Consider the following 19,187-nt stretch of genomic DNA (forward strand, 5'->3'; position numbering starts at 1 on the left):
CTGCCCACCGACCGGAGGTCCTCCCCCGTGACCGCGCCCCGCACCCCCCGCAAGGCCTTCGGACGGCTGTCCCTTCCGGAGCGCACCTATCTCGCGGACGCGCTGCGCACCGAGACCGTCGGCGGCGTCCTCCTGCTGCTCGCCGCGATCGCCGCCCTGGTGTGGGCGAACATACCGGCGCTGCACGACAGCTACGAGAGCGTCAGCCACTTCCACTTCGGTCCCGGGGCCCTCGGTCTCAACCTGTCGGTGGCGCACTGGGCGGCCGACGGACTTCTCGCGATCTTCTTCTTCGTCGCCGGCATCGAACTCAAACGCGAACTCGTCGCCGGTGACCTCAAGGACCCCAAGGCCGCCGCGCTCCCGGTGGTGGCGGCGCTGTGCGGCATGGCCGTACCGGCGGTCGTCTACACCGTCACCGCCACCGCCGGCGGCGGCTCACTGTCCGGCTGGGCCGTGCCGACCGCCACCGACATCGCCTTCGCGCTCGCCGTGCTCGCGGTCATCGGGACGTCGCTGCCGAGCGCCCTGCGCGCCTTCCTGCTGACGCTCGCCGTCGTGGACGACCTGTTCGCCATCCTGATCATCGCGGTCTTCTTCACCGACACCCTGAACTTCGCCGCGCTGGGCGGCGCGGTCGTCGGCCTCGTCGTGTTCTGGTTCCTGCTGCGCAAGGGCGTACGCGGCTGGTACGTGTACGTCCCGCTCGGCCTGGTGATCTGGGGCCTGATGTACAACAGCGGCATCCACGCCACGATCGCCGGTGTCGCGATGGGCCTGATGCTGCGCTGCCACACGCGCGAGGGCGAGGAGCACTCCCCCGGCGAGCACATCGAGCACCTCGTGCGCCCCCTGTCGGCCGGCCTGGCGGTGCCGCTGTTCGCACTGTTCAGCGCGGGGGTGGCCGTGTCCGGCGGGGCGCTGGCCGACGTGTTCACCAAGCCGGAGACCCTCGGCGTGGTGCTCGGGCTCGTCGTCGGAAAGACGCTGGGCATCTTCGGCGGCACCTGGCTGACCTCGCGCTTCACCAGGGCCTCGCTCAGCGACGACCTGGAATGGGCCGACGTGTTCGCGGTGGCGACCCTGGCCGGCATCGGGTTCACCGTCTCGCTGCTCATCGGCGAGCTGGCCTTCGAGGGCGACGCGGCGATGACCGACGAGGTCAAGGCCGCCGTCCTGTCCGGCTCGCTGATCGCGGCGGCCCTGGCCACGGTGCTGCTGAAGATCCGCAACGCCAAGTACCGGGGGATGGTCGCGGAGGAGGAGCGCGACGACGACCTCAGCGGTGTCCCGGACATCTACGAGGAGGACGACCCGGCGTACCACCTGCGCATGGCCGCCCTCCACGAGAAGAAGGCCGCCGAGCACCGCCGGATCGCCGAGGAGATGGAGGCGGCACGGCTTACCGAAGTGACGGGCGGGGCAGGCGAGGAGGACGACCGTCCGGCATGATCTGACGAGACGGTACAAAAGACGGAACCGTACTCAGAAGAGCCAGCAGAAGAGGGAGACCGCGATGAGCGCACCCGACGGCAGCCCGGTCGGCACCGAACGCAGCATCGGCCAGCTGTTCGCCTCGGCGACCACCGAAATGTCGGCGCTCGTGCACGACGAGATCGCACTGGCGAAGGCGCAGCTGAAGCAGGACGTCAAGCGCGGGGCGACGGCGGGCGGCGCGTTCTCCGCCGCGGGCCTGCTCCTGGTCTTCTCGCTCCCGATGCTGAGCTTCGCGCTGGCCTACGGCATCCGGACCTGGAGCCACTGGAACCTCGCGGTCTGCTTCCTGCTGTCCTTCGCCGCCAACGTCCTGATCGCCGGCCTCCTCGCGCTGATCGGCATCGTCTTCGCGAAGAAGGCCAAGAAGGGCCGCGGCCCGCAGAAGGTCGCCGCCTCGGTGAAGCAGTCGGCGGGCGTGCTCCAGAACGCCAAGCCGCACCCGCGCCCGGAACTGCCCGCGGACCGGTCCCCCGAAGCGATCGAGGCTGTGGCACGCTCGTCCTCATGACGGGCTCCACCACCCCTTCGGGGCAATCCCCCTCGCCTCAGTACGCCAATCCCACCTCGGTCGTACGCCTCGGCATCCCGGGCGGACCCGAGGTGACCCACCGGGACGTCGCCGCCAACGGCGCCCGCTTCCACATCGCCGAGCTGGGCGACGGGCCGCTGGTGCTGCTGCTGCACGGCTTCCCGCAGTTCTGGTGGACCTGGCGGCACCAGTTGGTGGCGCTCGCCGACGCCGGTTTCCGCGCCGTCGCCATGGACCTGCGCGGCGTCGGCGGCAGCGACCGCACCCCGCGCGGCTACGACCCGGCGGGACTCGCCCTCGACGTCACCGGCGTGATCCGCTCCCTCGGCGAGCCGGACGCCGCGCTGGTCGGTCACGACCTCGGCGGCTACCTGGCCTGGACGGCCGCCGCGATGCGCCCCAAGCTCGTACGGCGGCTCGCGGTGTCCTCGATGCCGCACCCCCGGCGCTGGCGCTCGGCCATGCTCGGGGACGTCCGCCAGAGCCGGGCGGGCTCGTACATCTGGGGCTTCCAGCGCCCTTGGGTGCCGGAGCGTCAACTGACCGCGGACGACGGGGCGCTGGTGGGCCGGCTGCTGCACGACTGGTCCGGGCCGCGGCTGCTGGAGGACGAGGCGGTGGCGGCGTACCGGCGCGCCATGTGCATCCCCTCCACGGCGCACTGCTCGGTCGAGCCGTACCGCTGGCTGGTGCGTTCCCTGGCCCGCCCGGACGGCCTCCAGTTCTACCGCCGCATGAAGCGGCCGGTTCGGGTGCCGACCCTGCATCTGCACGGCTCACTCGACCCCGTGATGCGGACGCGGAGCGCCGCCGGGTCGGGGCAGTACGTCGAGGCGCCGTACCGCTGGCGGCTGTTCGACGGGCTCGGGCACTTCCCGCACGAAGAGGATCCGGTCGCGTTCTCCACCGAACTGATCAACTGGCTGAAGGATCCCGAACCCGATCGGTGACCGTTTCATGAGCGATCGGTCACCGAACGGACGCTCCCGGTATCCGAACCGGAACGCTTGTCCTATGAACGGCCACTTGCCCGGCGCATAGGCCAATTGGGGGCCCCGGAAGCGGTTATCGACCTTGGGGCGGGGGCACACGTCCGGGTATGGGCTGGACGCACGACTACAGTGACGTAGCACGCGACGGCCGCTCCACGAGCGGCGTGAGCAGCACCCACCGACGCGGCGGCACCCCGCAACTCGCGGGTGCGGAGCTGCGGGTGGGCATTCCGCGCATCCTGCGCCGCCGGGCCCGCTGGGTATCCGTACGCCTGCGCCACCCACGGACCTGAGGGCCCCGGGACACCGCACCGGCACCCCGGCGCGCCCGGAGTCCCGGAACGCCCAGGTCTAGAGCGCGCAGCTGTCGCTGTCCACCTGCTGACTGGCGGTGCGGCCCTTGCTGATGTCGTCGCGGATCTCGTCCGCGGTGAGCGCGTACCCGGTGTCGGGGTCGTCCAGGGACTTGGCGAAGACCACGCCGTACACCTCGCCCTCCGGGGTCAGCAGCGGGCCGCCCGAGTTGCCCTGACGGACGGTCGCGAACAGCGAGTAGACGTCGCGGCGGACGGTGTCGCGGTGGTAGATGTCCGGGCCGTTGGCCGTGATGCGCCCGCGCACCCGGGCGGCGCGGACGTCGTACGCCCCGTTCTCCGGGAAGCCCGCGACGATCGCGCCGTCGTTGCGTTCGGCGTCCTCGTCCTCATCCGTGAACCGCAGCGCGGGCGCGTCCAGTTCCGGCACGTCCAGTACGGCGATGTCGCGCCGCCAGTCGTAGAGGACGACCGTCGCGTCGTACTTGCGGCCCTCGCCGCCGATCTGCACCGTCGGCTCGTCGACGCCGCCCACGACGTGGGCGTTGGTCATGACGCGGCGGTCGGCGAAGACGAAGCCGGTGCCTTCCAGGACCTTGCCGCAGTCCGGGGCGGTGCCCATGACCTTGACGATGGAGCGCTTGGCGGTGACGGCGACCGGGCTGTTGGCCAGCACCGGGTCCGGGGGCGGCGTGTCGGGGATCGTCTCGTTGGAGAACGGGCTGAAGACCTGCGGGAAGCCGTTCTCGTCGAGGACCGAGGTGAAGTTGTCGAACCAGTTGTCCGCGCCCGCGGGCAGCACCTCCTGTATGCCCGCCAGCACCGTGGACTGCCGCACCTCCTTGCCGACCGTCGGCATCGTGGTCCGCGCGAGGGCGGAGCCGAGCAGCCAGGCGACCAGCAGCATGGCGACGACGTTGACCAGTGCGCCGCCGGTGGCGTCCAGGGCGCGGGCCGGGGACCACGTGATGTAGCGGCGCAGCTTGTTGCCCAGATGGGTCGTCAGGGCCTGGCCGACCGAGGCGCACACGATGACGACGACGATCGCGACGACGGCGGCGGTGGTGCTCACCTCCGCGTCGTCCGTCAACGCGTCCCAGATCACCGGCAGCAGGTAGACGGCGACGAGACCGCCGCCGAGGAAGCCGATCACCGACAGGATGCCGACGACGAAGCCCTGCCGGAAGCCGACGATCGCGAACCAGACGGCGGCCAGCAGCAACAGGATGTCCAGCACGTTCACCGATTCAGGCCTCGTCTTGTCGTCTGCGGTACGCAGGCCACCCTGTCATGCGCGCCAGTCCAGCGGGACCTGCTTCTCTCGGTCCCAGGGCCGCTCCCAGCCCGCGAAGTGCAGCAACCGGTCGATGATGCCGGCGGTGAAGCCCCATACGAGCGCCGATTCGACCAGGAATGCCGGTCCTCGGTGGCCGCTGGGGTGGACGGTGGTCACGCGGTTGGCGGGGTCCGTGAGATCCGCCACGGGGACCTTGAAGACGCGCGCGGTCTCGGCCGGATCGACGACACCGACCGGGCTCGGCTCGCGCCACCAGGCCAGCACCGGCGTGACGACGAAGCCGCTCACCGGGATGTAGAGCTTGGGCAGGACCCCGAAGAGCTGGACGCCGGCCGGGTCCAGCCCGGTCTCCTCCTCGGCCTCGCGCAGGGCGGCCCGCAGCGGCCCGTCACCACGCGGATCCCCGTCCTCGGGGTCGAGGGCGCCGCCCGGGAAGGCGGGCTGGCCCGGGTGGGAGCGCAGCGAGCCGGCCCGCTCCATGAGCAGCAGCTCGGGGCCGCGGCCGGCCTCCTCGCCGTCTTGGCCCTCGGGCGTGCCGTCGCCGAAGAGGATCAGGACGGCGGACTGGCGGCCGGCGCCGTCCGCCGGCGGCAGGAAGCGGCTGAGCTGGGCGGGCCGGACCGTCTCGGCCGCCCGCGCCACCGGGTCCAGCCAGCCGGGCAGGCCCTCCTTGCTGAGCATGGCGCCCCGAGCGCCGAGCATGGCGTCCCGAACGTGGTCCCGCGTCGGCCCCTGCGTGTCGCTCACCCGTGTCATCTCCACCCCCGTCCTGCAGACTCCAACGCCAGACGCCCCCGAGATCGTTCCGTCACCCGGCCCCCAGGGGCGGCGCCGGCTTCCCGCCCGCGTCCAGGTACGCCTGCGGGGGCTTCAGCCGCTGCCCCGGCAAGCCGCCCTTCTCGTACTTGAGCAGCTTCTTCGCCTTCTCCGGGTCCGTCTCGCCCTCGCCGAACGCCGGGCACAGCGGAGCGATGGGGCAGGCGCCGCAGGCGGGCTTGCGGGCGTGGCAGATGCGGCGGCCGTGCCAGATCACGTGGTGGGAGAGGTCGGTCCAGTCACTCTTCGGGAAGAGCGCGCCGACGGCGGCCTCGATCTTGTCCGGGTCGGTCTCCCCGGTCCACCGCCAGCGGCGCACCAGGCGCTGGAAGTGCGTGTCCACGGTGATGCCGGGACGGCCGAACGCGTTGCCGAGCACGACGAAGGCGGTCTTGCGGCCCACACCGGGCAGCTTGACGAGGTCTTCGAGGCGTCCGGGGACCTCGCCGCCGAAGTCCTCCGCCAGGGCCTTGGACAGCCCTATGACCGACTTGGTCTTGGCCCGGAAGAAGCCGGTCGGGCGCAGGATCTCCTCGACCTCCTCGGGGACGGCGGCGGCCAGGTCCTCGGGGGTGGGGTACTTGGCGAAGAGGGCGGGCGTCGTCTGGTTGACCCTGAGGTCGGTGGTCTGGGCGGACAGCACCGTGGCCACGACGAGCTGGAACGGGTTCTCGAAGTCCAGCTCCGGGTGGGCGTACGGGTAGACCTCGGCCAGCTCGCGGTTGATACGGCGGGCGCGGCGGACCAGCGCGGTGCGCGACTCGCCGCGCGGCGGCTTCGCGGCGACGGTCTTCGCCGGGGCGACGCCCTCGACCGCCGCGGCGGCCTTCTTCGGGGCGACGGCGGGCTTCTTCGCGGGCGCCTGCCGCTTCAGGGGCGCGGTCTTCTTCGCGGTGGCCTTCTTGGCGGCGGTCTTCTTGGCGGTGGCCTTCTTGGCGGCGGTCTTCTTGACGGTGGCCTTCTCGGCAGCGGCCTCGGCGGCTGCGGAATCGTCGGCGACGGCCTTCTTGGCGGTGACCTTCTTCGCGGTGGCCTTCTCGGCAGGGGCCCCCTTGGCCGGGACGGTCTTCTTGCTCGCGGAGGACTTCTTCACGGCACCCTTCTCCGCAGTCACCCTCTTGGCAGGCACTGCCTTCTTCGTCGCTTTTGCCGTTTCCCTACCGCCATCGGAGCCCTGTTCGCCCACAGCGGAATCGGGTCGTGCACTCACCCTCGCATCCCCCTGAGCCTGTGCTCTCACCGGCGATTTGGACACCCGGCCAGCCTACGGCCCGGCACCGACATCCGCCCCGGACCTCGAAGATCGGCGCCCAATTGGACCCCTGCCGCGTACCCCGGGACATCGGTGCGGCATCCTTGTGACAGATCACACTGTTTGGACTGTCCGGCAAAATGGGCACCACGGACCCCTGGTACACCGGGGGAACAAGATCCTCTGAGCCGGTCGACAAGGAGAGAACTCGTGGACGACGTTCTGCGGCGCAACCCGCTCTTCGCGGCGCTCGACGACGAGCAATCCGCGGAGCTCCGCGCCTCCATGAGTGAGGTGACCCTCGCCCGCGGCGACACCCTGTTCCACGAGGGGGACCCCGGAGACCGCCTCTACGTGGTCACGGAAGGCAAGGTCAAGCTCCACCGCACGTCCCCCGACGGGCGCGAGAACATGCTGGCCGTGGTCGGTCCCAGCGAGCTGATCGGCGAGCTGTCGCTCTTCGACCCGGGCCCGCGCACGGCGACCGGCACGGCGCTGACCGAGGTCAAGCTGCTCGCCCTCGGCCACGGCGACCTCCAGCCCTGGCTGAACGTCCGCCCCGAGGTCGCCACCGCCCTGCTGCGCGCCGTCGCGCGCCGTCTGCGCAAGACCAACGACGCTATGTCCGACCTGGTCTTCTCGGACGTCCCCGGCCGTGTGGCCCGCGCCCTGCTGGACCTCTCGCGCCGCTTCGGCGTGCAGTCCGAGGAGGGCATCCACGTGGTGCACGACCTGACGCAGGAGGAGCTGGCCCAGCTGGTCGGCGCGTCCCGCGAGACGGTCAACAAGGCGCTGGCGGACTTCGCCCAGCGCGGCTGGCTCCGCCTGGAGGCCCGCGCGGTGATCCTGCTGGACGTGGAGCGACTGGCCAAGCGCTCCCGCTGACCGGTCCTCGGCGAAGGGTCAGTCGGGCCGCCGGATGAGCCCGTGCTCGCCCAGGTACTCCAGCTGCGCCCGCACCGACAGCTCCGCCGCCGGCCACAGCGAGCGGTCGACGTCCGCGTACACGTGGGCGACGACCTCGCCCGGCGTGCGGTGGCCGTCCTCCACCGCCGTCTCGACCTGAGCGAGCCGGTGGGCCCGGTGGGCCAGGTAGTACTCCACGACGCCCTGCGCGTCCTCCAGGACGGGCCCGTGCCCCGGAAGCACCGTGTGCACCCCGTCGTCCGCCGTGAGCGACCTGAGCCTGCGCAGCGAGTCCAGGTAGTCGCCGAGACGGCCGTCGGGATGGGCCACCACCGTCGTACCGCGGCCGAGGATCGTGTCGCCCGTCAGGACGGCCCGGTCGGCCGGGAGATGGAAGCACAGCGAGTCGGCCGTGTGCCCCGGTGTCGGTACGACCCTCAGTTCCAGGCCGCCCACCTCGATCACGTCCCCCGCGGCCAGCCCCTCGTCGCCCAGCCGCAGCGCCGGGTCCAGCGCCCGCACGTGCGTGCGCGTCAACTCGGCGAAACGCGCGGCGCCCTCCGCGTGGTCCGGGTGACCGTGTGTCAGCAGCGTCAGCGCGACCCGCTTGCCGGCCCGCTCGGCCGTGTCCGCGACGCGCCGCAGGTGGGTGTCGTCCAGCGGGCCCGGATCGACGACGACAGCCAGGTCCGAGTCGGGTTCGGCGAGGATCCAGGTGTTGGTGCCGTCCAGGGTCATCGCCGAGGCGTTGGGCGCGAGGACGTTCACCGCGCGCGCGGTGGCCGGTCCCGACAGGACGCCGCCGCGCGGCTGTCCGGGCAGTGCTGCTGCGTCGGTCATGCGGAGGCTCCCCCGGTCGGGTCGGAAGGGGTCGGCGCCGGACCCGTGTTCGTGCTCGGGACGTGCTTGGTGAACTCGTCGTGCCCCGGCCAGGACAGGACGACCTCGTCGCCGGACAGCCGGGCGCGGGCCAGTACCGGCGTCATGTCGCGCCCGGCGGCCGACTCCAGCGCCTCGGCCGCCGTACCGCACGCCGCGAGGCCGCGCAGGGTCGCGACCGTGGGCGGCATCATCAGCAGCTCGCCGCGGTCGTACCCGGCGGTGGCGTCCGCCGGCGTGATCCACACCGCGCGGTCGGCCTCCGTGGAGGCGTTGCGGGTGCGCTGACCCTCGGGGAGCGCGGCCACGAAGAACCAGGTGTCGTAGCGCCGGGACTCGAACTCCGGGGTGATCCAGCGCGCCCAGGCGCCCAGCAGGTCGGAGCGCAGCACGAGGCCCCTGCGGTCCAGGAACTCCGCGAAGGACAGCTCGCGCTCGACGAGGGCGGCCCGGTCGGCCTCCCAGTCGGCGCCGGTCGTGTCGCCGACCACCGAGTCGCCGGTCGGGCCCGCGAGCAGGACGCCGGCCTCCTCGTACGTCTCCCGTACGGCCGCGCAGACGATCGCCTGGGCGCCCGCCTCGTCGACACCGAGCCGGTCCGCCCACCACGCGCGCGTGGGGCCCGCCCAGCCGATGGCACGGTCGTCGTCCCGCGGGTCGACCCCGCCGCCCGGATAGGCGTACGCCCCGCCCGCGAACGCCATGGAGGTACGGCGGCGCAGCATGTGCACGGCGGGACCGGACCCGGACCCGGGGGTGCCGGTGTCCCTGAGGAGCATGACGGTGGCCGCGCGCTTCGGGGTGACCGGGGTGAGCGTGCCGGCCGCCAGCGCGCGGATGCGGTCCGGCCACTCCGGTGGGTACCACTGACCATTCGCCATGGCCGGAGGCTATCCGGTGACGGGCGGATGTTCGAGTGCCCCCCGGGGCCCGACGGGCGTCAGGTGGGCAGGCCGGTCAGCCACTCGGTGAGCAGCCGGTTCGTCTCCTCGGGACGCTCCTGCTGGAGCCAGTGGCCGCAGCCGTCGAGGATGTGGGAGCCGCGCAGGCCGGGCAGGGTGACCGGGTACGCCTCGATCGCCTCGGACAGCCAGGTGGTGGAGGCGTCCAGGCCGCCGCCGAGGAAGAGCGACGGCTGGGTGACCGGGGCACCCTGGTACCCGGCCAGGTCGGCCCAGTCGCGGTCCATGTTGCGGTAGCGGTTGAGGGCGCCGGTCAGGCCGGTGCGCTCGAACTCCCCGGCGTAGACGTCCAGGTCCGCCTCGGACAGCCAGGAGGGCAGCGTCCCGCCGGCCGGGAACCGGTCGCGCATCCTGGCGCCGGGGGCGACGAAGTGCGGGTCGGGTGCCTCCGGGCCGGGCATGGTGCCGGCGGACAGGGCGGCGTAGAGGCCGGCGAGCCAGCCGCGTACGTCGGGCTCGATCTCCGCCTCGGCGCGGCCCGGCTCCTGGAAGTAGGAGACGTAGAACTCCTGCCCGGCGAAGGGCCCGTCCGGGTCGCTCATGCCGGCGAAGACCTCGCTGGGCCTCGGCCCGCCCGGCGGCGTGTACGGCACGCTGAGCAGGCCCACCGCGCGGAACACGTCCGGCCGCAGCAGCGCGGAGTGCGAGGCGATGTTCGCGCCCCAGTCGTGGCCGACGATCACGGCGGAGCTCTCCCCCAGGGCCTCCACGACGGCGACGCTGTCCGCCACCAGGTCGAGCATCCGGTACGCCTCGACGGCGTCGGGCCGCGAGGAGCGCCCGTAGCCGCGCACGTCGACGGCGACGGCGCGGAACCCTGCGGCGGCCAGGGCGGGCAGCTGGTGGCGCCAGGAGTACCAGGACTCCGGGAAGCCGTGCACGAGCAGGACCAGCGGCCCGCTGCCCTGCTCGACCAGATGGATCCGGCCGGCGGGCGAGGGCACCAGCCGGTGCACGGGCCGGCCGGCGGGCGTGCGGACGGCCTCACGGCCGGGTCGGTGGGCGTGCGGGTCGGTCACGGGCGGCTGCGGCACGGATCCTCCTGGCGCTTGCGGTGGGTACGGCCCCGCGGCGGGCCGGGACCACCGGCCGGAGCCGGCTCGCCCGCCGTGCGGGGCACCGGCCACGATCCTGCGGTGCCGCGGCCGCCCGGGGCGAGGTTTCTTGCCGGCCCGGCAATCGCCCCCGGTCTGCTACGGCTGGACGAGCTCCACCTGGATCTCGACCTCCACCGGCGCGTCCAGCGGGAGGACCGCCACGCCGACGGCGCTGCGGGCGTGCACGCCCTTGTCGCCGAGGACCTCGCCCAGGAGTTCGCTGGCGCCGTTGACCACACCGGGCTGGCCGGTGAAGTCCGCCGCCGACGCGACGAAGCCGACGACCTTGACGACACGCGCGACCCGGTCCAGGTCGCCGGCGACGGACTTCACGGCGGCCAGGGCGTTCAGCGCACAGGTGCGGGCCAGCTCCTTGGCCTCCTCGGCGGTGACCTCGCCGCCCACCTTTCCGGTGACCGGAAGCTTGCCCTCCACCATGGGCAGCTGGCCGGAGGTGTAGACGTACGGGCCGGACCGCACGGCCGGCTGGTAGGCGGCCAGCGGCGGGACGACCTCCGGCAGCGTCAGGCCCAGCTCGGCGAGCTTCGCCTCGACGGCGCTCATGCCTGCTTCTCCCGCTTCAGGTAGGCCACGAGCTGCTCGGGGTTGTTCGGCCCGGGCACGACCTGGACGAGCTCCCAGCCGTCCTCGCCCCAGGTGTCCAGAATCTGCTTCGTGGCATGGACGAGCAGCGGCACGGTTGCGTATTCCCACTTGGTCATGCGGCCGACTCTAGCCGTTGGCCGGGGCACCTCCTCGACCGCTGTCCGGGGGCCGCCCGCGGCCCCGGCCCGGGGGTCGTCCGCGGTCTCGGTCCGGGGGTCGTCGGCGGTCTCGGTCCGGGGGTCGTCGGCGGTCTCGGTCCGGGGGTCGTCCGCGGTCTCGGTCCGGGGGTCGTCCGCGGTCTCGGTCCGGGCCCCTCGGCGGGCCGCCGGAGCGACGTTGTCCACAGCCTCCGGCGTACTCCGCGCGCGGACTGGTTACGCTCGAATACGTGAGCAGGCTCCAGGTCGTCAGCGGCAAGGGCGGTACCGGCAAGACCACGGTGGCCGCGGCCCTCGCGCTGGCCCTGGCCACCGAGGGGAAGCGCGCGCTTCTCGTCGAGGTCGAGGGCCGCCAGGGCATCGCGCAGCTCTTCGAAACGGAGGCGCTGCCTTATGAGGAGCGGAAGATCGCCGTCGCTCCCGGGGGCGGGGAGGTGTACGCCCTCGCCATCGACGCCGAACTGGCCCTTCTGGACTACCTCCAGATGTTCTACAAGCTGGGCAGCGCCGGACGGGCCCTGAAGAAGCTCGGCGCCATCGACTTCGCGACGACCATCGCGCCGGGGGTCAGGGACGTGCTGCTGACCGGCAAGGCGTGCGAGGCGGTCCGGCGCAAGGACAAGCGGGGGCGGTTCGTGTACGACTACGTCGTCATGGACGCCCCGCCCACCGGCCGCATCACGCGCTTCCTCAACGTCAACGACGAGGTGGCCGGGCTCGCGAAGGTCGGCCCGATACACAATCAGGCGCAGGCGGTGATGCGGGTGCTGAAGTCGCGGGAGACCGCGGTGCACCTGGTGACGCTGCTGGAGGAGATGCCGGTCCAGGAGACCGTGGACGGCATCGCCGAGCTGCGCACGGCGCGGCTCCCGGTGGGCCGGGTCGTCGTCAACATGGTCCGGCCCCAGGTCCTGGACGCCACCGGTCTGGAGCTCGTACGGGACACCCCGCGCGCGGCGCTGGCCCGGTCGCTGTCCGGGGCCGGGCTCGGCGGGGCGCGGCGGGGCGGGCACGCCGAGCGTCTGGTGGACCCGCTGCTCGCACAGGCCGAGGAGTACGGGGAGCGGTACACGCTGGAGCAGGAGCAGCGGGCGGTCCTCGGCGAGCTGGGCCTGCCGACGCACGAACTGCCACTGCTCGCGGAGGGCATGGACCTGGCGGGCCTGTACGAACTGGCCACCGAGCTGCGGAAGCAGGGGATCGCATGAGTCCCGAGGACCCGGCCCGTCACCGGGAGGGCGCGCGGCCCCTGACGGCCGCGCGCGTGCTCGACGTCGACCACCTGCTGGAGGATCCGCAGACCCGCATCGTCGTGTGCTGCGGTTCGGGCGGGGTGGGCAAGACGACCACGGCGGCCGCCCTGGGGCTGCGCGCCGCCGAGCGCGGCCGCAAGGTGGTCGTGCTCACCATCGACCCGGCCCGGCGGCTCGCCCAGTCCATGGGCATCGACTCGCTCGACAACACCCCGCGCCGGGTGAAGGGCGTCGACGACGCGGCGGGCGGTGAGCTGCACGCCATGATGCTCGACATGAAGCGGACCTTCGACGAGATCGTCGAGTCCCACGCGGACCCCGAGCGGGCCGCGGCGATCCTGGGCAACCCCTTCTACCAGTCGCTCTCGGCGGGCTTCGCGGGCACGCAGGAGTACATGGCGATGGAGAAGCTGGGGCAGCTTCGGGCGAAGGACGAGTGGGACCTCATCGTCGTCGACACGCCGCCGTCCCGCTCGGCGCTGGACTTCCTCGACGCGCCCAAGCGCCTCGGTTCCTTCCTGGACGGCAAGCTGATCCGCGTCCTGCTGGCCCCGGCGAAGGTCGGCGGCCGGGCGGGCATGAAGTTCCTGAACGTCGGCATGTCGATGATGACCGGCGTCCTGGGGAAGGTGCTGGGCGGGCAGTTCCTCAAGGACGTGCAGACCTTCGTGGCCGCGATGGACTCGATGTTCGGGGGGTTCCGTACGCGCGCGGACGCGACGTACAAGCTGCTCCAGGCGCCCGGGACGGCGTTCCTGGTGGTCGCGGCCCCGGAGCGGGACGCGCTGCGCGAGGCCGCGTACTTCGTGCAGCGGCTGGCGGCCGAGGACATGCCGCTGGCCGGTCTGGTGCTCAACCGGGTCCACGGCAGCGGCGCCGACCGGCTGTCGGCCGAGCGGGCAATCGCCGCCGCGGAAAATCTTGAGGATCCCCGCATTGTGGATCAGGACCACGGGAAAGCTGGAGTTCGTACCTCTCCCGGCAACTCTCCCGACCCTGACGGCAGTTCAGGGTCGGCCGACTCAGGACCCGGCACCCCGTCCCCCGACACCACAGGTGATGCACCGGCCGAAGGACCGACCGACGCACCGGAGCGCTCCGTCGACGCTCTCGCCGCCGGTCTGCTGCGGCTGCACGCGGAGCGCATGCACCTGCTCGCCCGAGAGCAGCGCACACGTGACCGCTTCACCGCGCGTCACCCCGAGGTGGCGGTCACCGAGGTGGCCGCACTCCCCGGCGACGTGCACGACCTCGCGGGGCTGCGGGACATCGGGGCACGCCTGGCGACCGGCCGGCCCGAACTGCCCGAGCCGGGCGCCTGATCCGTCCCTGGGAAAGCCCTGGCCGGGCTCAGCCCACGGCCGCGTAGTTCTCGTACACCTCGTCGTCCTCGAGGGGCACGATGCCGGCCCCTCGTTCGTACTCCGTCCGCGCCGTCTCCAGGAGCCGGCGCCAGGAGGTCACGGTGGGCCGCCTGCGCAGCAGCGCGCGGCGTTCCCGCTCCGTCATGCCTCCCCACACGCCGAACTCGACGCGGTTGTCGAGCGCGTCGGCCAGGCACTCGGTCCGCACCGGACATCCGGTGCACACCGCCTTGGCCCTGTTCTGCGCTGCTCCCTGAACGAACAGTTCGTCCGGATCAGTAGTGCGGCAGGCGGCCTGCGCACTCCAGTCGGTTACCCAGCCCATACCGGCGCCGTCCTCTCCCGAATCGAGGCTCCCCCACGGCGGCAGCGGCATATTCACCGCCGCCAGTTGAGGACGTTACGGAAGGTGGGCACAGCGCAACACCCCCTTCGGGCCCAATCTTGAATGGCCCGAACGGACTATGGGTAAGCGGCAGATCACCCGGGGGAGTGAGCTGGCGACATGCGCGACGATCCCGACATACGGGTCATCTCTGTTTCGCCACAACGGACACCGATTGACACACACGGCGGATTCGGACACGCATCCCACACGCCGTGGCACGCGCCGGTACACACCAACGCGCCCCCAGCGGGGGCCCCTCGAAAAACATCGAGCAGATCCGGAACGATTCGGGGTCGCCGGACGTATTGATACGTGGCCTCACTGCTGTGACAGTTGAGTGCAGCTTAGGCCAAGGCCTGTACGCCTGTCCGGCGAATGACAACGCAGACACCTCGCGCTGCCATGCCGTCAGTCGCTCGTCCGCGCGGCCGGGGGCCTTCGAGCAGCTCTGACCGGCTCGGAGAGAATCCCGGCATGGTGATGGCACGGCACTGGTACTCCTCGTCGCCCGTCGTGGACGGGCACCCGCTCCTGGATGAGCGGGGCTTCTGGCCCGCGTACCTGGCGGACCTGGCGGACGGGTTCGCGCCGGAGGCCTTCGGATCGGACGCGGGCGACGCGGACGCCATGCTGGACACGCTCCACGACCGGTCGGCGTGGCCGATGTTCACGGTTCCGCTGGCCGGCGGCTTCGCGATCGTCGTGCACTTCAACAGCGGCGAGGAGTTCACCACGACGGACTACTTCCTCACGCATCCCGACTGGAGCCAGGATCTCGTCCTGGCCAGTGACGATCAGGACCGCATCGGCCCTGGGCTGTGCTGGCCCGAGCTCGCCGCCCTGCTGGAGGCGCCACCGGATGCGGCAGGCGTCACCGACTCCCACGCCCGCCTCCTCCTTCTGCTGCCCGTTCTCGGCGACGCCGCGATTCCGGAGGAGGCCGTGACGGCGGTGGTCGAGGCGCTGGTCGCTCAGGGGGCGCCCGAGGCGAGCGAGGCCTTGGCCAGACGCCTGCTTCGGGGGCACCCCGTGTGGGGCGTTGAGGACTGGTGGTTCGACGAGGACGAGCAGAGCTGGCTCTGCGAGGGCGATCACAGCCCTCGCAAGGTCCCGCTCGGCGACCACCTGCCGCCGCAACAGCGAGCCGCCCTCGAAGCCTGCCTCACTCCCCGCTGACCGTCTCAAGCCGCGGTGACGACGGCCTCGGCGGGAGGAGCGCCGAGACCGCGCACCCGGTCTGAGTAAAGGTCTTGTCGGCCCGGCCGCCTCCGGATGTCACAGTCTGGTACTCGAACGCTCCGAGGAACACCCGCTCCGACGGATCGCTCATAATTACGGATTAGGCTGCCTTCATGCCAAAGAAGCGCTCGGGCGGTGGTCTGTCGCCAACGCAGCAGGCCGCCAAATTCCTCGGTGTCAGTGTGCTCGCGGGAGCAGTGCTGGCCGGCATCGCGTTGCCCGCCGTGGGCGCGCTGGGGCTGGCCGCCAAGGGGTCGGTGGAGAGCTTCGACGCGCTCCCGGCCAACCTGAAGACTCCCCCGCTGAGCCAGCGCACCACCATCCTCGACGCCGAGGGCGGGACCATCGCCACGGTCTACTCCCGCGACCGGACGGTGGTCGACCTCAAGGACATCTCGCCGTACATGCAGAAGGCGATCGTCGCCATCGAGGACTCGCGCTTCTACGAGCACGGCGCCATCGACCTCAAGGGCGTGCTGCGCGCCCTCAACAAGAACGCGCGCAGCGGCGAGGTCTCCGAGGGCGCCTCCACGCTCACCCAGCAGTACGTCAAGAACGTGTTCGTGGAGGAGGCCGGCGACGACCCGACGAAGGTCGCGCAGGCCACCCAGCAGACCATCGGCCGCAAGATCCAGGAGCTGAAGCTCGCGATCCAGGTCGAGGAGGAGCTGGGCAAGAAGAAGATCCTCGAGAACTACCTGAACATCACGTTCTTCGGCCAGCAGGCCTACGGCGTCGAGGCGGCCTCCCAGCGGTACTTCTCCAAGCACGCCAAGGACCTCAACGTCCAGGAGGCCGCCCTCCTGGCCGGCATCGTCCAGTCGCCCAGCCGCTACGACCCGGTCAACGACGAGGCCGAGGCCACCAAGCGGCGCAACGTCGTGCTGAACCGCATGGCCCAGGTCGGCGACATCTCCACGGCCGAGGCCGAGAAGGCGAAGAAGGCACCGCTCGGGCTGAAGGTCAGCAAGCCCAAGAACGGCTGCATCACGGCCGTGAAGAACGCCAGCTTCTTCTGCGACTACGTGCGCGAGGTGTTCCTGAGCGACAAGGTCTTCGGCAAGACCCGCAAGGACCGGGCCAAGGTCTGGAACCAGGGCGGCCTGACCATCCGCACGACGCTCGACCCGCAGGCCCAGGCGTCGGTGCAGCAGTCGCTCAAGGACCACGTGAACCAGTCGGACTCGGTCGCGGCCGCGAGCACGCTGGTCGAGCCCGGCACCGGCAAGGTCCTCGCGATGGGCCAGACGAAGCCGTACGGCTACGGCAAGAACGAGACCGAGATCAACTACTCGGTCGACCACGGCATGGGCGGCTCGAACTACGGCTTCCCGACCGGCTCCACGTTCAAGCCGTTCGTCGCGGCGGCCGCGCTCGAGGAGGGCCGCCCGGCCACGCAGGAGTACTCGTCGCCGTACGAGATGCCCTACCCCGAGCCCGTGCAGACGTGCAGCGGGAAGCCGTGGATGAACACGGCCGGCGAGAAGGTCCCCAACGAGAGCGAGTCGGAGGTCGGCCCGTACCGGCTGAAGGAGGCGATGGCCCTCTCGGTCAACACCTACTTCGTCCAGATGGTGGCGGACATCGGCCTGTGCCCGGTGATGAAGATGACGGACGCCCTGCACGTCGTGCAGGGCAGCGGCGAGAAGCTCCCGGAAGTCCCCGCCGTCTCCCTCGGTTCCAAGGGCGTGGCCCCGCTGACGATGGCGAGCGCGTACGCCGCCTTCGCCTCCCGGGGCATGTACTGCACGCCGATCGTGATCGAGTCGATCACCCAGAAGATCGGCAACAAGCAGAAGTCGCTCGACGTGCCGAAGTCGACGTGCTCGCGCGCGATGAGCGAGAAGACCGCGGACACGGTGAACACCCTGCTGCAGGGCGTGGTCGACTCCGGCACCGGTAAGGAGGCCGGTCTCACCGACCGTGCCAACGCGGGCAAGACGGGTACGACCGACGAGCGCAAGAACGCCTGGTTCGTCGGCTACACGCCGAACCTGTCGGGTGCCGTCTGGGTGGGCAGCGCCTCGCAGCAGGTGCAGATGAAGAACATCACCATCGGCGGGCAGTACCACGAGCTGGTCTTCGGTGGCGCGGTCCCGGGCCCCATCTGGAAGGACGCCATGACCGGCGCTCTGGCGGGCAAGAACTCCCCCTCGTTCAACCTCGTCCACATCCCTGACGAGGACAAGGACAAGGACAAGGGCAAAAACAAGGACAAGGACGAGGACAGCGACAAGGAGAAGCCCGACGACGGGAACAACGGCGACGACGGCTTCATCGGCGGCCTGACCGACGGCGGTACCGGCAACGGCGGACCCGGCGGCTTCCCCGGCGGCAACCTGATCCAGGGCCCGGGCAACGGGCCGGGCGGACGGCGCTGACCCACCCCGGCGGCAGACACACGGCCCGGACGAAACGGTCCTTTCCCCAAATCCGGGGAGGGACCGTTTCCTTTTGTTTTCAAACCCATTCGACGTGATTACGCCAGCCGACGAGAGAGCCATTCCGTTCCCGTGCCGCCGTGACATAGTCGCGTCTGGCCCCGCCACCGGGTGCCTTTATTGCCGACGCCCATGGAGGGGAAATGAAACTCGGCTCACGGATCGGGGCCGTGCTCGGCGCACTGCTCAGCGCGCTCACGCTGGTACTCATGCTCCCGGGCTCGGCGCAGGCGAGAGCCCAGGCGTGCTACGGATTCGGCTGCGACGGCCACGATCCGAACATCCAGACGTGGCAGACGGGACCGGTCAGCCCCTACGGGCCCTACAACCTCGGCAGCTCCTTCCTGTACGAGCTGCGGTGGGGCAAGACCGACGGCGACCAGTACAGCTGGGCCCGGCTGCACTACATCAGCGGCTCCAACGAGCAGGACTGGAGCGTGTACGTCCAGCGCTGCACCAAGGACCAGTCCGAGTGCTACTGGCGGCTCGGGCTGAAGAGGGGCGGCGCCTCGGGCTGGACGGCCAAGATCCCGAGCGGGACGAACTACTACTGGACGCGCACCCCGATGTACTACAACCCCTCGACCCACATGATGCGGGCCTGCGTGGAGGACCCGTCGGGCGACCAGAGCTGCACCCCCTGGTACTGAGCCGGCCCGGGCGCCGCGACGACGGCGGCCCGCCACGGGCGGAATGATGGAATTCCATCGTTCCGCCCTTTTGTCACCCATCTTTCATTTGTTCATCTTCCCCGCGCGGCGGCGTTCATTTAAAATGGATCATGCCCACCAGGCATATAACAGCCGTACATCGCATCGGGGTTCTTTTGACCGCCAGACCGGAGACTTGCGTCGACCTTTCCACCGTCACCGACGACGACCAAAAGATTCTGCACCTCTTGTACGCGGGCTTCAGCGATGCCTCGATCGCCCGGCGGCTCGGCATGGGGCACCGCACGGTACAGCGCAGGATCCAACGGCTCATGGAACGACTGCGGGCCAACGGACGAGTGGCGCTGGGCGCACGGGCACAGGAGCTGGGCCTCCTCCGCACCCCGCGCCCGCCGTACGAACCGGGAGGGCGTCCGCCGTACGAACCGGGAGGGCGTCCGCCGTACGAACCGGGAGGGCGTCCGCTGCGGCGGACACCCTCCCGCAACCCGTGAGGAGCCGGCCGGGACGGCCGGGCGGCCGTGCC

Annotated in this window: 20 protein-coding genes; 11 read left to right on the top strand and 9 right to left on the bottom strand. The window is 71.2% G+C overall.

Features of this window, described 5'->3' with window-relative positions:
* Positions 1-27: 27 nt before the first annotated feature.
* The 4 genes from nhaA to NI25_RS37660 all read left to right on the top strand — a co-directional run bounded on the left by nhaA (position 28) and on the right by NI25_RS37660 (position 3,311).
* Entirely contained in the window at positions 28-1,452 is a 1,425-nt protein-coding gene (gene nhaA, locus NI25_RS17525) for a Na+/H+ antiporter NhaA (protein ID WP_061443347.1), read from the top strand.
* A 64-nt stretch (positions 1,453-1,516) separates the two neighbouring features.
* Positions 1,517-2,005: a phage holin family protein gene (locus NI25_RS17530; RefSeq protein WP_061443348.1), complete on the top strand. Its 489-nt coding sequence runs from the start codon at positions 1,517-1,519 to the stop codon at positions 2,003-2,005.
* Positions 2,002-2,976, top strand: a complete 975-nt coding sequence (locus tag NI25_RS17535; protein WP_061443349.1) for an alpha/beta fold hydrolase — start codon at positions 2,002-2,004, stop codon at positions 2,974-2,976. Before NI25_RS17530 ends, NI25_RS17535 begins: the two co-directional genes overlap by 4 nt.
* Before the next feature lie 149 nt (positions 2,977-3,125).
* Positions 3,126-3,311, top strand: coding sequence for a hypothetical protein (locus tag NI25_RS37660; RefSeq protein ID WP_078884646.1), 186 nt, complete (start codon positions 3,126-3,128; stop codon positions 3,309-3,311).
* A 58-nt stretch (positions 3,312-3,369) separates the two neighbouring features.
* On the opposite strand, the gene NI25_RS17540 is transcribed toward NI25_RS37660, so the two are convergent.
* From NI25_RS17540 to nth, 3 genes are read right to left on the bottom strand one after another with little or no spacing between them, the layout of a single operon-like run.
* Positions 3,370-4,575 carry a MarP family serine protease gene (locus tag NI25_RS17540; protein ID WP_061443350.1) on the bottom strand — a complete coding sequence of 402 codons (1,206 nt, stop codon included), beginning with the start codon at positions 4,573-4,575 and terminating at the stop codon, positions 3,370-3,372.
* Between the two features lie 45 nt (positions 4,576-4,620).
* Positions 4,621-5,385 carry an NUDIX hydrolase gene (locus NI25_RS17545; protein WP_061446962.1) on the bottom strand — a complete coding sequence of 255 codons (765 nt, stop codon included), beginning with the start codon at positions 5,383-5,385 and terminating at the stop codon, positions 4,621-4,623.
* Positions 5,386-5,437: 52 nt separating this feature from the next.
* Positions 5,438-6,538: an endonuclease III gene (gene nth, locus NI25_RS17550; protein WP_061443351.1), complete on the bottom strand. Its 1,101-nt coding sequence runs from the start codon at positions 6,536-6,538 to the stop codon at positions 5,438-5,440.
* A gap of 369 nt (positions 6,539-6,907) precedes the next feature.
* Here nth and NI25_RS17555 point away from each other — a divergent pair, with 369 nt between their 5' ends.
* Positions 6,908-7,582 (top strand): Crp/Fnr family transcriptional regulator, encoded by a 675-nt coding sequence (locus NI25_RS17555; RefSeq protein ID WP_003975365.1) that lies wholly within the window; start codon positions 6,908-6,910, stop codon positions 7,580-7,582.
* Positions 7,583-7,600: 18 nt separating this feature from the next.
* On the opposite strand, the gene NI25_RS17560 is transcribed toward NI25_RS17555, so the two are convergent.
* The 5 genes from NI25_RS17560 to NI25_RS38595 form a co-directional block, all read right to left on the bottom strand.
* Entirely contained in the window at positions 7,601-8,443 is an 843-nt protein-coding gene (locus tag NI25_RS17560) for an MBL fold metallo-hydrolase (protein ID WP_061443352.1), read from the bottom strand.
* Entirely contained in the window at positions 8,440-9,363 is a 924-nt protein-coding gene (locus tag NI25_RS17565) for an NUDIX hydrolase (protein ID WP_061443353.1), read from the bottom strand. The genes NI25_RS17560 and NI25_RS17565 overlap by 4 nt, the downstream gene beginning before the upstream one ends.
* 59 nt (positions 9,364-9,422) lie before the next feature.
* On the bottom strand, positions 9,423-10,478 hold the full coding sequence (locus NI25_RS17570) for an alpha/beta fold hydrolase (protein WP_061443354.1): 1,056 nt from the start codon (positions 10,476-10,478) through the stop codon (positions 9,423-9,425).
* A 159-nt stretch (positions 10,479-10,637) separates the two neighbouring features.
* Positions 10,638-11,105, bottom strand: a complete 468-nt coding sequence (locus NI25_RS17575; protein WP_061443355.1) for a RidA family protein — start codon at positions 11,103-11,105, stop codon at positions 10,638-10,640.
* Complete coding sequence (locus NI25_RS38595) at positions 11,102-11,263, bottom strand: DUF4177 domain-containing protein (RefSeq protein WP_003975360.1); 162 nt, start codon at positions 11,261-11,263, stop codon at positions 11,102-11,104. Before NI25_RS38595 ends, NI25_RS17575 begins: the two co-directional genes overlap by 4 nt.
* Positions 11,264-11,535: 272 nt before the next feature.
* Here NI25_RS38595 and NI25_RS17585 point away from each other — a divergent pair, with 272 nt between their 5' ends.
* Together NI25_RS17585 and NI25_RS17590 are read left to right on the top strand one after the other, a co-directional pair.
* A complete protein-coding gene (locus NI25_RS17585) occupies positions 11,536-12,513 on the top strand; it encodes an ArsA-related P-loop ATPase (RefSeq protein WP_061443356.1) in 978 nt (325 codons plus the stop codon).
* Positions 12,510-13,880 (top strand): ArsA family ATPase, encoded by a 1,371-nt coding sequence (locus NI25_RS17590; protein WP_061443357.1) that lies wholly within the window; start codon positions 12,510-12,512, stop codon positions 13,878-13,880. Before NI25_RS17585 ends, NI25_RS17590 begins: the two co-directional genes overlap by 4 nt.
* Positions 13,881-13,908: 28 nt before the next feature.
* On the opposite strand, the gene wblA is transcribed toward NI25_RS17590, so the two are convergent.
* A complete protein-coding gene (gene wblA, locus NI25_RS17595) occupies positions 13,909-14,247 on the bottom strand; it encodes a transcriptional regulator WblA (RefSeq protein ID WP_176154443.1) in 339 nt (112 codons plus the stop codon).
* 537 nt (positions 14,248-14,784) lie between these two features.
* Between wblA and NI25_RS17600 the strand changes: the two genes are divergently transcribed.
* From NI25_RS17600 to NI25_RS37675, 4 genes are all read left to right on the top strand, one after another.
* Positions 14,785-15,486: a hypothetical protein gene (locus NI25_RS17600; protein WP_061443359.1), complete on the top strand. Its 702-nt coding sequence runs from the start codon at positions 14,785-14,787 to the stop codon at positions 15,484-15,486.
* 176 nt (positions 15,487-15,662) lie between these two features.
* On the top strand, positions 15,663-17,930 hold the full coding sequence (locus NI25_RS17605; protein ID WP_061443360.1) for a transglycosylase domain-containing protein: 2,268 nt from the start codon (positions 15,663-15,665) through the stop codon (positions 17,928-17,930).
* Positions 17,931-18,133: 203 nt separating this feature from the next.
* Positions 18,134-18,640, top strand: a complete 507-nt coding sequence (locus NI25_RS17610; RefSeq protein WP_061443361.1) for a hypothetical protein — start codon at positions 18,134-18,136, stop codon at positions 18,638-18,640.
* A gap of 131 nt (positions 18,641-18,771) precedes the next feature.
* A complete protein-coding gene (locus NI25_RS37675; protein ID WP_078884648.1) occupies positions 18,772-19,155 on the top strand; it encodes a response regulator transcription factor in 384 nt (127 codons plus the stop codon).
* The last annotated feature ends 32 nt before the right edge of the window (positions 19,156-19,187 follow it).

It is taken from the genome of Streptomyces sp. CCM_MD2014, assembly GCF_000772045.1.
In the GTDB taxonomy this organism is placed as follows: domain Bacteria; phylum Actinomycetota; class Actinomycetes; order Streptomycetales; family Streptomycetaceae; genus Streptomyces; species Streptomyces salinarius.